This is a genomic window from Cryobacterium sp. TMT2-17-1 (assembly GCF_004402765.1).
Taxonomy (GTDB): Bacteria; Actinomycetota; Actinomycetes; order Actinomycetales; family Microbacteriaceae; genus Cryobacterium; species Cryobacterium sandaracinum.
In genome coordinates this window covers 66,547-80,251 of sequence record NZ_SOGC01000025.1, presented here as the reverse complement: position 1 = coordinate 80,251, position 13,705 = coordinate 66,547, and the positions used below count along the sequence as shown (strand labels likewise).

Below are 13,705 nucleotides of genomic sequence, written 5' to 3'. Positions count from 1 at the left end.
TGACGGTCAGGGGGGCTGGCATAGGGTCGAAGCATGCGTGCAACAGTGATTTACGGGGAACGGGACATCCGCCTCGAAGAAGTATCCGATCCGATTCTCTCCACCGGCGGTGACGCCATCGTGCGCGTCGTCGCAGCCTGCGTCTGCGGCTCAGATCTCTGGCCCTACCGCGGCATCCATCCCACCGAGGAGCCGAAACGAATCGGCCACGAGTTCGTCGGCATCGTCGAGGAAATCGGCGCCGACGTCAGCCGGGTCAAGGTCGGCGACTTCGTCATCGCGCCGTTCTACGACTGCGATAACACGTGCATCAACTGCCAGAACGGCACCAGCACCTCCTGCCTGAACGGCGGCTGGTGGGGCTCGGACGACCAGCTCGGCGGCTTCGCCGACGGCGCCCAGGGCGAGAAAGTGCGCGTGCCGCACGCCGACGGGTCGCTCGTTGCGACGCCGACCGTGCCCACCGATGCCCAGGTTCCCGGTCTCCTGACCCTCGCCGACGTCATGGGCACCGGCCACCACGCCGCGGTCTCCGCCGGTGTGACCGCGGGCAGCACGGTCGTCGTCGTCGGCGACGGCGCGGTCGGCCTCTGCGCCATCATCGCGGCCAAGCGGCTCGGGGCCTCCCGGATCGTGGCCATGTCGCGTCACCCCGAACGGCAGATCGTGGCCCGCGAGTTCGGCGCGACCGAGATCGTCGAGGAGCGCGGCGAGGCCGGCGTGGCCCGCATCCGTGAGCTGTTCGACGGCATCGGCGCGGACTGCGTGCTCGAGTGCGTCGGCACCAAGGAGTCGATGGAGCAGGCCATCGCGTCGGCCCGTCCCGGCGGAATGGTCGGCTACGTGGGCGTGCCCACCGGCGGGCCGATCGAGGTTAGCCCGCTGTTCGGGCGGAACGTGGGCCTGAACGGCGGCGTCGCATCTGTTCGCGGCTACGTCGAAGAGTTGCTGCCGGAGGTGCTCTCGGGTGCCATCAACCCCGGCCGCGTGTTCGACCTGCAGCTGCCGCTGGCCGAGGTTGCCGAGGCCTACGCCGCCATGGACGAGCGCCGGGCCATCAAGGTGATGCTGCTCCCGTAGGCACGGAGATCACACGTGTCGGGAGGGGGATCTCGACGGGCTCGATCACCGCGACGGGCAGGGTCACCGCGGCCGGCTTCGGCGCTTCCAGCAGTAGTCGACGGGCCGTGAGGCCGATGACGGCACTGTAGGTGGGGTAGGCGAAGCGCACCCGGGCCAGAGTGGCGACGTCGACGCCGGCGGCCATTGCCGTCGTCACGGATTGGATCACTTCGACCGCGTTCTCCCCGGTGGCATGGGCGCCGAGGATCAGCTCCCGCCGCCGGTCGGCGATCAGCTTGAGGAAGCCAGGTTCCCGGCCGTCGATCACAGCGCGGTCGAGTTCGGCGTAGGGCACTGTCGCGACGACGCAGTGCGGGTCGCGAGCCCTGGCCTCCTCCTCGGTGAAGCCCACGCCCGCGTAGTCGGGGTCGGTGAAACCGCCGGCCGGGAGCAGGTGGTGCGGCGTTCTGCGATTGGCGCCCAGCACCGCGTTCTCGGCCGCGGCCTCGCCCTCGAATTGGGCCGCCTGTACGAGCATGTCCCGGCCGTTCGCGTCGCCGACCGCGAAAATATGGGGCACGACACTCCGGAAGTACTGGTCCACCGGGATGGCGGAACGTTCGATGGTGATGCCAGCCCGGTCGAGCCCGAGGTCGTCGACATCCGCCGGCCAACCGGTGGACATAATGACGGCGTCGAAGGCGGAAGACTGTTCCGTTCCTTTTTCGCGCCAGGACAGGGTGAGGGTTCCGTCGGCGTCCGGCTCGATCGCCGTCACCGCTTCGATGCCCGTGTGCACGGCCACGCCCTGCTCGCGGAACGCCGCCGAGACCGTGGCGGAGATGTCAGAATCCGACGCCATCAGGATGCGTGGTGCCACATCGAGCACGGTCACGTCGGAGCCGAAGGAGCTGAACACCGTGACCAACTGGGCGCCGGTGTTTCCGGCGCCGATCACGGCTACCCGTCGGGGCAGCGACGGCAGCTTCAGAATGTCTTCCGGGACCGTCGCCAAGTGCGCCCCCGGCACGGCGAGTCGCCGAGAATGCCCGCCGACGCAGACCAGGAACGTGGCGGCGGTGAGGATGCGGCCGGTGTCCAGGACCACGGAATGCGGGTCGATGAATCGCGCCCGACCTTCCAGAACCAGTTCGATTCCGGCGGCCGCGAACCTCTCGGCCTCGCTCTTGATCGAGCGCACCTTGTTCACCCGCGACTGCACCCGGTCTCCCATGGTGGCCCAGTCGATGACGGGGTCGTTGACTACGATCCCGTAGGTATCTGCCGCGCGCACCTCGCGCATCAGGCGCGCCGCCTTGGCGAGCACCCTCGTCGGCACGCACCCCGTGTTCACGCAGGTCCCGCCGAGCTGGTCGGCCTCCGCCACGGCGACCCGGGCTCCCAGTTCGGCGGCACGGAGCGCCGCGGCCGTTCCCGCCGGCCCCGCGCCGATGATGACGACATCAAAGTGATTTGGGGTGTGTTCGGTCATCGTGGTCTCCACCGGTGTTCACTGCTGGGAGCAGCCGGGCGCGTTGCCGGGAAAAATAGTCGAATCATGTTTGTACCTGACGGGGCTGTGGAGTTACTGTGTCGGGGCGGGCTCTTGCTGCTGGTCGTTGACTAGTTGTTGACCAGTTGTTGACCAGTCGTTGACCAGGAGAAGCTCGACGAGAGGCTTGCGGGTGCGCGGGGCGGACTCGCGTTCGAGTAGCTCGGGGGAGAGCAGGGAGACGTCGCCGAGCACGCCGAGGGCGGTGCCGTCGAAGCCGCCGAGCTGGTGGGTGTGCAGTCCCTCGTGCTGGGCCTGGATCGTCAGATGGGCGACGGCCTGACCCAGGTCGTAGCGGGCCCACGGGTTCTCGCGGGTCACGTCGATCGGCAGGGTGGCGACGTTGACGATCAGCACGGAGGCGGCATTCGCCCCCGCCTTGTTGAAGCCCATCAGCGTCTCATGGATCTTCGCGAAGCTGTCCGAGCCGCGGCGGGCGACGATGAAGCGGGTCGGCTGCATATTGCTGGCCGAGGGAGCCCAACGGGCGGCCTCGAGCACGGTGGTCAGAGTGGCTTCGTCAACGAGGGCCGTCGGGCAGAAGCCGCGGGGGCTCCAGCGCCCGGCGAGCACGGGGAGGAGGGGCGACGCCGTGTGGGCGCCGCGGCTGAGGGTGTTGGTGATGAGGTTCGTGGGCCCATCTTTCGCCAGAGTCTGGCTGGGATGGCGGGGCAACGCTGACCCATCCACTCCAACGCGGGCGGCGGCACACTATTCCGCTACCACCTGCCGCTGCGGTATACGCATCGCCGAAGCATCTCACGAGCGGGTAAGCGTCGGAATGCGGCGTCGAAACCGACGCTCTACCCGCTCTCGCGGCTACTCCTTGATCAAGCCGGCTCGCACCTCGCGGCGCAGCACCTTGCCGATCAGCGACCGGGGCAGCTCGTCGACCTCCACGACGGTGCGGGGCACCTTGTAGGCGGAGAGCCGGGTGCGGCAATACGTGCGGATGGCGTCGACGTCGAGGGTGGCCCCCGCCGCCAACACGACCGCGGCGGCGACGTCTTCGCCGCCGTTCGCGCTCGGCAGCCCGACGACGGCGGCGTCGGCGACATCCGGATGCGACAAAAGAGCGGCCTCGACCTCGGAGGGCGCCACATTGAAGCCGCCGGTGATGATGAGTTCTTTGATACGGTCGACGACCGTGACGAAGCCGTCGGAGGAGACGCGGACGATGTCGCCGGTGCGCAGCCAGCCTCCATCGAGAAGGGTCTTGGCGGTCTCGGTCGGCTGGTCCCAGTAGCCGGAAGAGACCTGTGGGCCACGGATGAGTAGCTCACCTTCCTCTTCGATCCCGCGGTTCACGGTCGGGTCGTCCGGGTCCACCACGCGGATCTCGGTGCTCGGGAACGGCACGCCCACCGTGCCGGGGCGCCGGCTCGGGCCCATCGGGTTGCCGACAGCGATCGGCGAGGCCTCGGTCATGCCGTAGCCCTCGACCAACAGCCCGCCGGTGGCGGCCTCCCAGCGTTCCACGATCGACACCGGCAGGCTCATCGCGCCCGAGATGGCGTAACGGATGCTGCGCAGGCTTACATTCTTCGCCGTCGCGGCCTTCACGAGCCGGTCATAGATCGGCGGGACGGCCGGCATGAATGTGGGTGGGGTGCGCCGGGCCGCATCGAGCAGCAGTCCCTCGTCGAACTTGGGAAACAGCACGAGCCGGGCGCCGGTGGCCATCGCGAACGTCAGACAGAGGGTCAGGCCGTAGGCGTGGAACATGGGCAGGACCGCGTAGAAGACCTCCTCGCCAGGGCGCAGCCCCTGCACCCAGGCCTCGCCCTGCAGGGCGTTCGAGCGCAGGTTGAAGTGGCTGAGGATGGCACCCTTCGGGGTGCCGGTGGTGCCGCTGGTGTATTGGAGCGCGGCGGTGTCGGTGACCTTCGGGCGCGGGTGGCCGGGGCGCAGCTTGCGTGAGCCGACGATGCCGGACCAGCTGAAGGCATCCTTGCCCAGCGGGCCCGAGGTCAGGGCGTCTCGCGACTCGCGGGCTTTAGCGATCGGCAGCTTGAGCAGGAGCCGCTTGGTGAGCGGCATCGCTTCCGTCAGGTTCACCGCGATCACGGTGCGCAGGCCCAGGTCGGCGGGGAAATCGGTGACGGTCTGGTAGATCTTGTCCCAAACGATGGCGACGCGGGCGCCGTGGTCTTCAAACTGGTGTCGGAGTTCACGTTCGGTGTAGAGCGGGTTGTGCTCGACGACGATCGCGCCCAGGCGTAGCACGGCGTAGAAAGCCACCACGTGCTGAGGGCAGTTCGGCAGCACAAGGGCCACCCGGTCGCCGGGTTTGACGCCGAGGCGCAGGAGGCCGTTTGCAGCCCGAGAGATCTGCTCGCCGAGCTCGGCGTAGGTGGTGGTGGCGCCGAAGAAGTCGAGGGCCACGCTGGGGCCGAACCGGCGCGCCGAGGTCTCGATCATGTCGGAGAGCGTGTCGGTCGGTTCCTGGATGGTACTCGGAACGCCGGGGGCGTAGGAGCCGAGCCAGGGTTTATTCTCGAAGACGTTCATCGGGCGGCCAGTTCTCTGATCAGGGCCGCGACGAATGCGTCGATGTCGGCCTCCTCGGTGTCGAAGCCGCACATCCAGCGCACCTCGTTGGTCGCGGGGTCCCAATCGTAGAACCGGAAGTGCCCGCGCAGGCGATCGGCCACGCCGGGGGGCAGGATCGCGAAGATCGCGTTGGCCTGAGTGTTCTGGGTGAAGGACAAGCCCTCGATCTCGCCGGCGGCGATACCGGTCTCGAGGGCGTGGCGCATCCGTGTGGCCATGGCGTTGGCGTGGCCGGCGTTTCGCTGCCAGAGGTCGCCGCCGAGCAGCGCGATCAGCTGGGCCGAGATGAAGCGCATCTTCGAGGCCAGCTGCATGTTCAGTTTGCGCAGGTAGAGCAGGCCCGCGGATGCCTCAGGGTTCAGGACCACGACGCACTCGCCGTACATCATGCCGTTCTTGGTGCCGCCGAAGCTGAGCACGTCGACGCCGGCGTCACGGGTGAAGGTGCGGAACGGCAGGCCCAGCGAGGTGGCGGCGTTGGACAGGCGGGCGCCGTCCATGTGCAGCTTCATGCCGTGGGCGTGTGCGTGGTCGGCGATGGCCCGCACCTCGTCGACCGTGTACGCGGTGCCGAGCTCGGTGGTCTGGGTGATCGACACCACGAGCGGTTGGGCGCGGTGTTCGTCGCCCCAGCCCCAGGCCTGCTGGTCGATCAGTGCGGGGGTGAGTTTGCCGTCGGGGGTGTCGACGGTGAGGAGCTTAATGCCGGCCACCTTTTCGGGGGCGCCCGCCTCATCCGTGTTGATATGAGCGGTGGATGCGCAGATCACGGCGCCCCAGCGCGGCAGCATCGACTGCAGGCCGATCACATTGGCGCCGGTGCCGTTGAAGACCGGGAAGGCTTCGACGCCCGCGCCGAAGTGTTCGGTGAAGACCTGCTGCAGCCGGGCAGTGTAGACGTCTTCGCCGTAGGCGATCTGGTGCGCGCCGTTGGCGGCGACGATCGCCTCGAGAATCTCGGGGTGCACCCCGGAGTAGTTGTCGGATGCGAACCCGCGCGAAGAAAGGTCATGGAGTTGAGTCACCCCTCCATCTTCGCGCATCCGTCTGCTCCGCTTCTGTGCGCTCGGTGTGCGAATTCGACGGAGATTTTGCGTTGAAACGGTGATTTCGGGCCGAAACCGGCCCGTGGGAGCAAAATCACCGTCGAATTGGTTCGGGGCAGGGTTCAGGTTCGGGGCCGGGATCGGGCTGGCGGGGCGGCAGGTCAGCCGCGCAGGGCCTGGCGCAACGTAACGCGGGCGCCCATCCGCAGCAGGGAGTTCGAGTAGATGCGGGAGCCCAGCAGGATGACCACGGCCGTCGAGGCGAGCAGGATGGCCAGCGAGAGCAGCGGCTCCCACCAGGCGGCCGTGCCGAGGAAGATGCGCATCGGCATGCCGACCGGGGCCGAGAACGGGATGTAGGACATGACGGCGAGCACGGTGGGGTTGTCGTTGAAAAAGATCACCAGAAAATAGGGAATCATCACGAGGAACAGCACGGGCGAGGTGGCCGAGCCCACGTCTTCCTGGCGGGAGACCATCGACGCGGTCGCGGCGAACAGCGCCGCAAGCATGACGAAGCCGAACGCGAAGAACACGGCGAACCAGACGATCGACGGCCCCACGGTGCCCAGCAACCCGAACTGGCCGGTCGTGGCCATGCCGATCGCCACCAGCAGGCCGATCGCCACGATCTGCCCGAAGGCCATGATGCTGTTGCCCACCACCTTGCCGCCGAGCAGGGCGCGCACCGGGATGGTGGTCATCAGGATCTCGACGACCCGGGTCTGCTTCTCCTCGACGACGCTCTGCGCGATGGTCGAGCCGAACGTGATCGCCGACATGAAGAAGACCAGCCCGAAGCCCAGGGAGACGAGGTAGACGAGGCCACCGCTCTGCCGCGATGTCGGCTCGAGCAGGCTCACCGCGGGGGTGACGCTCAGGGCCGCGAGCACACCCACCGGCGGGGAGTCGAGGGCGATGACGCGCACGCCGAGCAGGGCATCCGCCCGGGTGGACGGAACGACCGCCGCGGAGACGGTGCCGTCCCGCACCAGGGACTCGGCAGCGCCGATGTCATCGGCCTTCACCATCGTGAACGACTCGGTCTGCTCGACGACCTGAGCGGCGGACCCCACGACGGCCACCTTCGGCATGGTCAGGTTCTGACTCGCAATACTGCCGGCGACGACGGAACCGACCGAGATGAGCAGCAGGATGCCGGTTGAGATCAGGAAGGCCTTGCTGCGCAGCCGGGCCATGATCTCGCGGGTCGCGACAAGCCACACACTCCGGGCGAAGCTCGGCGCCGGATACCGGGGGCGAACCTGCGGGCGTCTGATGTGTGGCGTGCCGGCGCGGTCGTTCCAGATGGTGCTCACTGCACGATCTCCTTGAAGATGGTGGCGAGGCTGGGCCGCTGCTGGCTGAACTGTGTCACCGGGGCCCGGGTGAGGGCCTGGCGCAGAACGGACTGGCTGGCGGCATCCGTTTCGGCTTCGAACACGGCGACACCCCCGGAGAGGTCGAGCACGGAGATGCCGGGCACGGTGTGGATCCACTCAGCGTCGGCCGCGGTGCGCAATTCGAACCGGGGGCTGCTGTGCTGCTCGCGCAGCCGCTCTCGGGGGCCGTTGGCCCGGATCTCGCCGTCGGCGATGATGACGACGTCGTCGCAGAGGCGCTCGACGATGTCGAGCTGGTGCGAGGAGAACAGCACCGGCGCGCCCTGGGCGGCGAAGCCGGAGAGCACGCTCATGACCACTTCCACCGCGAGCGGGTCAAGGCCGGAGAACGGCTCGTCGAGCACGAGGAACTCCGGGTCGTGCACGAGCGCGGCCGCGATCTGGGCGCGCTGCTGGTTGCCGAGCGAGAGAGACTGCACCAGGTCACCGGCCCGCTCGCCGAGGCCGAGCCGGTCGAGCAACTCGGCGGTGTTGCGGCGGGCGGATGCCGGGCCCAACCCGTGCAGGCGGGCCAGGTAGACGAGATGCTCGCCCACCTTCATCTTCGGGTAGAGGCCGCGCTCCTCCGGCATGTAGCCGAAGCGGCGGCGGTCGTCGCTGGTCAGCGGAACGCCGTCTTGCAGCACGGTGCCGGAGTCGGCCGACAGCACCCCCAGGATGATCCGCATGGTGGTTGTCTTGCCGGCGCCGTTCGCACCGACGAAGCCGGTCAGGCGTCCGCTCTCGACGCCGAAACTCACGTCGGTCAGCACCTGCCGGGTGCCATAACGCTTGTTTATGGTCCTGATGTCGAGCATGCCCACCCCTCTGTAGCCTGGTTCCACGCTAGCGCGCCGCGGGGTGCCGACGTCGGGTTCAGGGGGCCAAAAGCACGCGAGAAGTGTTGACGGATGCCGCCGACGCGTCCCACAGGCCGACCACCGCGGTCGCAAGTGCGGTTTCCAGCCCGGCGAGGGCACGCACGACGAAGATGACCGCCGCGGCATCCGCGCCTGCTTTCGCGAAGCCCTGACCGACCGCGCGGGTCCAGGTCTCGGCGGCGGCCTTCGCGGCGGCGTAGTTCGCGCCGCCCGGGGCCGGCTTGTCGACCGACACCGACGACACGATCGCCAGGCGCCCGGCCGGCGAGGCCAGCAGGTCGTCGTTGAACGCGCGGGTGGTGTTGCGCAGCGTGGCGACGACGTGCGCGTGCAGGAAATCCCAGTCCCCGTCGGACTGGCCGGCCAGCCCTCCGCCGCCGCGCCAGCCGCCGACCAGGTGGATCAGGCCGTCGATCGGACCGTGCTCGCCGTGCACGGCGTCGGCCAGGGCCGTGACCTGGGCGAAGTCGCCGAGGTCGCAGACATAGGTTGCGGCACCGGGAACCTCGGCGCGGAAGCCGTGCAGGCGCTCGGCGTTGGTGCCGACCGCGATCACGTGCGCGCCGGCATCCGTCAGCGCGGTGGCCACGGCGCGGCCGGCCGCGCTGGTCGCACCGGCGATGAGCACGGTGCGACCAGCGACGGCCCTGCCTGCGGTGTCAGTCACGCCCGGTGAGCCCGGCCGTCGACTCGATCACGGGCTTCATCTTCTTGTCGAGCGCCTCGAAGAACATCGACAGCGGGAACTCGTCGTCCAGAACAAGGTCGGTGTAGCCCTTCGGTGCGCCAGCAAGCACGTCCAGCGGCAGGCCGCGAGCCCACTGCGACGCCGGGTTCGGCGTGAGCGTCTCCGCGATCATGTCGTAGGCGGCCAGCCAGTGGGCCTTCTTCGGCCGGTCGATCGACGCCCAGTAGAGGTCGTCGATTCGCTTGCCCAGCGCGATGACCACGTCGGGCACGGCTTCCCAGTCGAAGGTGAGCCGGGTGTCGGTCCAGTGCAGCACGTGGTGCTGGTGCATCCACGCGAAGAGCAGCTGCCCGCCCAGCCCGTCGTAGTTCCGCACCCGGGTGCCGCTGATCGAGAATCGGAAGATCCGGTCGAAGATCACGGCGTACTGCACGAGTTTCGCGTGCCGGCGTGCTTCCGGGCTGGCGTTCTCGTCGCGTTCGATCGTGACCGATTCGCGGAACGCGGTCAGGTCGCAGCGCAGTTCCTCCAGGGAGTAGAGGAAGAACGGCATCCGCTGCTTGATCATGAACGGGTCGAATGGAAGGTCGCCGCGCATGTGCGTGCGGTCGTGGATGAGGTCCCACATGACGAAGGTTTCCTCGGTCAGGTGCTGGTCGTCGAGCAGCGCCGCCGCATCGGCAGGCAGTTCGAGACGCGTGATCTCGGCGGCCGCGCGCACGACCCGGCGGAACCGGGCAGCTTCGCGGTCGGCGAAGATCGCACCCCAGGTGAAGGAGGGGATCTGGCGCATGGCGACGGTCTCGGGGAATAAAACGGCCGAGTTGGTGTCGTAGCCGGGCGTGAAATCGAGGAAACGGATCGGCATGAACAGCTCGTTCGTGTACTCCTGCTCGAGCTCGTCGATGAATTCCGGCCAGATCACCTCGATCAGCACGGCCTCGACAAAGCGGTTCGCGCTGCCGTTCTGCGTGTACATCGGGAACACGACCAGGTGACGGATGCCGTCGGCCCGCTGCTGCTGCGGCTGGAACGCCATCAGGGAGTCGAAGAAGTCCGGCACGCCGAAGCCCTCGGTGCTCCAGCGGGTGAAGTCCCGAGTCACGGCCGCGAGGTAGGCGGCGTCGTGCGGGAACAGCGGGGCGAGCTCGTCGATGGCGGCGGCGATCACGCCGACGTGCGCCGCGGCATCCGCGTGGTCGGCGGCGACGGGGATGGAGCCGTCCTGCGCCTGGCTGGCCTGAAGCGAGGTGGCCGCGGACTTGAGCCGGAGCCAGGCCGGGCTTGTGACCGGGTTGGCGGCGGTGACGGCATCCTCGAGAACCTCGGGCTCACCGACCAGTGCATCGTGCGCAACGTAATTCGACATGGGAACCTCCGTTCTTCGTGAGTGCCGCGGTCGCGGCGGGGTCGTTCGTGGTGGTGCTGGGTGGTGCCGGTGGTGCCATTTGGCGCCACGGTCCAGAGTAGCGGGAGGGTGCGGGCGTTTTCTTGCCATATCTCGCAACGAATCGCCGTGTTCCGACCCTCCGGTCGTCGAAAGCCCCCGTTCCGGTTGAAAGTGTGCGTTGTTCCGGTCATTCTCCGAGAATCGCCCATTGTGCCGAGTGCCGCCCTTCCGGCGGTGATTGTGGGCGCACACGGAGCTTTCGGTCTCAGCGGCGCGAGAGGGCGGTGCACGAGAACCGGCTGCCCGGGTCTCGACAGGCTGGGCCACCGGATGGCTCGACCGCGGGGGTGGCCTGCGCTATCGTCGAGGCGACCATGCAGCGACCATGCAGCGAGGAGCGCCGCCGATGAACTTTGACGAGGTGATCTCGGCGGTCGTGCGGATCGTCGAGGCGGCCGGTGCAGCCATCATGGTGCTCGGCGGCGCGGCCGCGATGATCGCTGCGGTGCCGACCGCGCTGCGGGCCGACACCCGGCAGCGGGCCTATGAGAAGTTGCGCCGCAATCTGGGCCGGGCCATCCTGCTCGGGCTCGAAGTGCTGATCATCGCCGATATCATCCGCACGATCCTGGTGGATCCGACCCCGCAGAGCGTGCTGGTGCTCGGCGCGATCGTGGTGATCCGGGTGCTGCTCAGCTTCTCGCTTGAGGTGGAGATGGACGGCATCTGGCCCTGGTCCCGCTGGCGCCTCGCCGCGAACAAGGGCGGCACGCCGAACCTCAAGTAGCGCTCGAAACGACACGTTCCTGGGGCGGGCGCCGCCGCGCACCCTTCAAACCTGACGGTTCACCGAACAGCGTCAGGTGCGTCGGGGGCATCGGCAGTCGACTGGGCCGGCGGAGAGACGGCCCGCAACCGCCAGAGCGACGTCACTTCCTTCGACCGGGCGGCGTGCAGGGGATCGGACGCGTCGGCGGCGCGGCCGTGCACGGGTTTGGCGTCCAGGCGGGCGACGACCTCGAGGCCCGCGTCCTCGATCAGGTCGAGGAGTTCGCCGCGGGAGCGCAACCCGAGGTGCTCGGCGATGTCGGAGAGCACGAGCCAGCCCTCCCCGGCCGCCTGGAGGTGGTCGGCCAGCCCGGCCAGGAAGCCCCGCAACATCCGGCTGTCGGGGTCGTAGACGGCGAAGTCGGTGGCGGTGACGGCGGACGCGGGAATCCACGGCGGGTTGCAGACCACGAGGTCGGCGCGGCCGGCGGGGAACAGATCGGCCTTGATGATCTCGACCGCACCGGCCAGCCCGAGCCGCCCGATGTTCGCGCGCGCGCAGGTCAGCGCCCGTGGCTCCTGGTCGGTGCCGACCACGTGACGGATGCCGCGTCGCGCCAGCACCGCAGCGAGCACCCCGGTGCCCGTGCCGATGTCGAACGCGGTGGCGGTCCCGGCGATCGAGCCGGCCTCAGCCGCAGAACCTCCGGCCCAGGCTGCCGGCAGCGGGGCCGTGTTCACCAGGTCGAGGTATTCGCCGCGCACGGGCGAGAACACCCCGTAGTGCGGGTGGATGCGGGCGCCGAGCACGGGTACGTCGACCCCGGTCGTGCGCCACTCGTGCGCCCCGATGACGCCGAGGAGCTCGCGCAGGGCGGTGACCGAGGCATCCGTCGCCGGGCCGTAGGTCTCGGTGCAGGCCTGGCGCACGTCGGGCGCGCGGCGGAGCGGAACGGTGTAGTCGGCGTCGAGCGGCACGAACACCAGGCCGAGCAGCCGGGAGCGGCGCAGCGCCTCGGAGCGGTAGTGCCGGAAAGCGGCGGCCAGGTCGGTGGTGGGCGCGTGCCGGCCGTGGTCGATGCGGCGGGCGAGGGCGCTGAGCAACTGGCGGGCGCCCAGGAAGTCGCCGCGCCAGAGCATGCCGGTGCCAGCCTTCGCGTGGCGGTAGGCGGCATCCGCGGTCATCGTGTCGTCGGCGATGACGACGCGTTCCGGCGGCGCCCAACCGCTCTCCGAGTGCCAGAGGGCCGACCGAGTCCGCCCGGCCTCCGCCCAGGTGATGCGGGCGGGCCTGGTCGCCGTGTTCGTGCTGGTCATGGGTTCCATCTTTGCGCGGGTGGGGTGGGGTGGGCGTGCCGGGGCCGGCGGGAGAGCACGGGGTGCGGCCCGATCAACGCAGCGCGGGCATGACCTCGCGTTCGAAGAGTTCCAGACCCGAGCGGTCGTAGGCGGCCTCCGGGAAGTAGTGGATGGCGTAACCGAGGCCGCGTGCCTTCATGCCGTTCAGGCGCTCGACGACCTGTTCCGGTGTGCCGACGCACTGCGCCTCGCCGCTGCGGTACTCGGCCATGAATGCCGCCGCGCCCTCCGAACCGAGGTAGGGGGTGACCCGGGCCTCGATGGCGTCGAGACGGTCGGCGACCTCGGCCTCCGTCGCCGCGATCACGGTGTTGTAGTTCGCCGAGCGGGTGATCGCGCCGAAATCGGTGCCTTCCGCCATGCAGTGCGCCTCGAGCAACTCGCTCTTGTGCGAGAAGCCCTCGGGGGAGCCGTCGAAGTTCGTGTAGTTCGCGTACTTCGCCGCGATCTTGAGGGTGACCTTCTCGCCGCCGCCGGCGATCCAGACCGGGATGCCTCCGTCCTGCAGTGGTAGCGGCCGCACGATGGCGCCGTCCACCTGGTAGTGCTGTCCGTCGAGGGTGGCCTTACCGGTGGCCCAGGCCTGGCGCATGATCTGCACGCCCTCGTCGAGGCGTGCGAGGCGCTCGCCGGCGCGCGGGAAGCCATAGCCGTAAGCGCGCCATTCGTGCTCGTACCAGCCGGCGCCGATGCCCATCTCGACGCGTCCGCCGGAGATGATGTCGATGGTCGAGGCGACCTTCGCGAGGTAGGCCGGGTTGCGGTAGCTGATGCAGGTGCACATCTGGCCGAGGCGCACCCGTGTCGTGGTGGCGGCGAACGCGCTCATCAGCGTCCAGGCTTCGTGGGTGGCCTCCTCGCTCGGCACCGGCACGGTGTGGAAGTGGTCGTACACCCAGATCGACTCCCACTCGCCGGCGTCGGCGTGCGCGGCGAGGCCGCTCATGGTCGCCCACTGTTCGACGGGATCGATGTCGACCAGGTCGTGACGCCAGCCCTGAGGTATGAAGAGTCCGAATCGCAT

Annotated in this window: 12 protein-coding genes; 2 read left to right on the top strand and 10 right to left on the bottom strand. The window is 68.9% G+C overall.

Annotated elements, in window-relative coordinates:
• Positions 1-33 precede the first annotated feature (33 nt).
• Complete coding sequence (locus tag E3O47_RS06105) at positions 34-1,080, top strand: zinc-dependent alcohol dehydrogenase family protein (protein ID WP_134419850.1); 1,047 nt, start codon at positions 34-36, stop codon at positions 1,078-1,080.
• Here E3O47_RS06105 and E3O47_RS06100 read toward each other — a convergent pair.
• The 8 genes from E3O47_RS06100 to E3O47_RS06065 form a co-directional block, all read right to left on the bottom strand.
• Positions 1,058-2,554, bottom strand: coding sequence for an NAD(P)/FAD-dependent oxidoreductase (locus E3O47_RS06100; protein WP_134419848.1), 1,497 nt, complete (start codon positions 2,552-2,554; stop codon positions 1,058-1,060). The genes E3O47_RS06105 and E3O47_RS06100 overlap by 23 nt on opposite strands.
• Positions 2,555-2,647: 93 nt before the next feature.
• The gene (locus tag E3O47_RS06095) at positions 2,648-3,238 is read right to left on the bottom strand and encodes a nitroreductase family protein (protein ID WP_134419868.1); all 591 of its coding nucleotides are present in this window, start codon (positions 3,236-3,238) and stop codon (positions 2,648-2,650) included.
• A gap of 195 nt (positions 3,239-3,433) precedes the next feature.
• Complete coding sequence (locus E3O47_RS06090; protein WP_134419846.1) at positions 3,434-5,125, bottom strand: long-chain-fatty-acid--CoA ligase; 1,692 nt, start codon at positions 5,123-5,125, stop codon at positions 3,434-3,436.
• Positions 5,122-6,192 carry a low specificity L-threonine aldolase gene (locus tag E3O47_RS06085; RefSeq protein ID WP_233191259.1) on the bottom strand — a complete coding sequence of 357 codons (1,071 nt, stop codon included), beginning with the start codon at positions 6,190-6,192 and terminating at the stop codon, positions 5,122-5,124. The genes E3O47_RS06090 and E3O47_RS06085 overlap by 4 nt, the downstream gene beginning before the upstream one ends.
• 182 nt (positions 6,193-6,374) lie before the next feature.
• The gene (locus E3O47_RS06080) at positions 6,375-7,532 is read right to left on the bottom strand and encodes an ABC transporter permease (RefSeq protein WP_347232582.1); all 1,158 of its coding nucleotides are present in this window, start codon (positions 7,530-7,532) and stop codon (positions 6,375-6,377) included.
• Positions 7,529-8,413, bottom strand: coding sequence for an ATP-binding cassette domain-containing protein (locus tag E3O47_RS06075; RefSeq protein ID WP_104100103.1), 885 nt, complete (start codon positions 8,411-8,413; stop codon positions 7,529-7,531). The genes E3O47_RS06080 and E3O47_RS06075 overlap by 4 nt, the downstream gene beginning before the upstream one ends.
• A gap of 58 nt (positions 8,414-8,471) precedes the next feature.
• Entirely contained in the window at positions 8,472-9,143 is a 672-nt protein-coding gene (locus tag E3O47_RS06070) for an SDR family NAD(P)-dependent oxidoreductase (protein WP_241973121.1), read from the bottom strand.
• The gene (locus E3O47_RS06065; RefSeq protein ID WP_134401929.1) at positions 9,136-10,533 is read right to left on the bottom strand and encodes a DUF6421 family protein; all 1,398 of its coding nucleotides are present in this window, start codon (positions 10,531-10,533) and stop codon (positions 9,136-9,138) included. Before E3O47_RS06065 ends, E3O47_RS06070 begins: the two co-directional genes overlap by 8 nt.
• A 427-nt stretch (positions 10,534-10,960) precedes the next feature.
• On the opposite strand from E3O47_RS06065, the gene E3O47_RS06060 reads away from it, so the two are divergent.
• A complete protein-coding gene (locus tag E3O47_RS06060; RefSeq protein WP_104100048.1) occupies positions 10,961-11,341 on the top strand; it encodes a DUF1622 domain-containing protein in 381 nt (126 codons plus the stop codon).
• A gap of 59 nt (positions 11,342-11,400) precedes the next feature.
• On the opposite strand, the gene E3O47_RS06055 is transcribed toward E3O47_RS06060, so the two are convergent.
• The gene (locus E3O47_RS06055; RefSeq protein WP_134401928.1) at positions 11,401-12,639 is read right to left on the bottom strand and encodes a class I SAM-dependent methyltransferase; all 1,239 of its coding nucleotides are present in this window, start codon (positions 12,637-12,639) and stop codon (positions 11,401-11,403) included.
• A 73-nt stretch (positions 12,640-12,712) separates the two neighbouring features.
• The gene (locus E3O47_RS06050) at positions 12,713-13,705 is read right to left on the bottom strand and encodes an LLM class F420-dependent oxidoreductase (protein WP_104100050.1); all 993 of its coding nucleotides are present in this window, start codon (positions 13,703-13,705) and stop codon (positions 12,713-12,715) included.

What these genes read in the sequence shown, in the direction of transcription:
- E3O47_RS06105 (WP_134419850.1), top strand. Translation starts at nt 34, where the DNA reads ATGCGTGCAACAGTGATTTACGGGGAACGGGACATCCGCCTCGAAGAA.
- E3O47_RS06100 (WP_134419848.1), bottom strand. Translation starts at nt 2,554, where the DNA reads ATGACCGAACACACCCCAAATCACTTTGATGTCGTCATCATCGGCGCG.
- E3O47_RS06090 (WP_134419846.1), bottom strand. Translation starts at nt 5,125, where the DNA reads ATGAACGTCTTCGAGAATAAACCCTGGCTCGGCTCCTACGCCCCCGGC.
- E3O47_RS06075 (WP_104100103.1), bottom strand. Translation starts at nt 8,413, where the DNA reads ATGCTCGACATCAGGACCATAAACAAGCGTTATGGCACCCGGCAGGTG.
- E3O47_RS06065 (WP_134401929.1), bottom strand. Translation starts at nt 10,533, where the DNA reads ATGTCGAATTACGTTGCGCACGATGCACTGGTCGGTGAGCCCGAGGTT.
- E3O47_RS06060 (WP_104100048.1), top strand. Translation starts at nt 10,961, where the DNA reads ATGAACTTTGACGAGGTGATCTCGGCGGTCGTGCGGATCGTCGAGGCG.
- E3O47_RS06055 (WP_134401928.1), bottom strand. Translation starts at nt 12,639, where the DNA reads ATGACCAGCACGAACACGGCGACCAGGCCCGCCCGCATCACCTGGGCG.
- E3O47_RS06050 (WP_104100050.1), bottom strand. Translation starts at nt 13,705, where the DNA reads ATGCGATTCGGACTCTTCATACCTCAGGGCTGGCGTCACGACCTGGTC.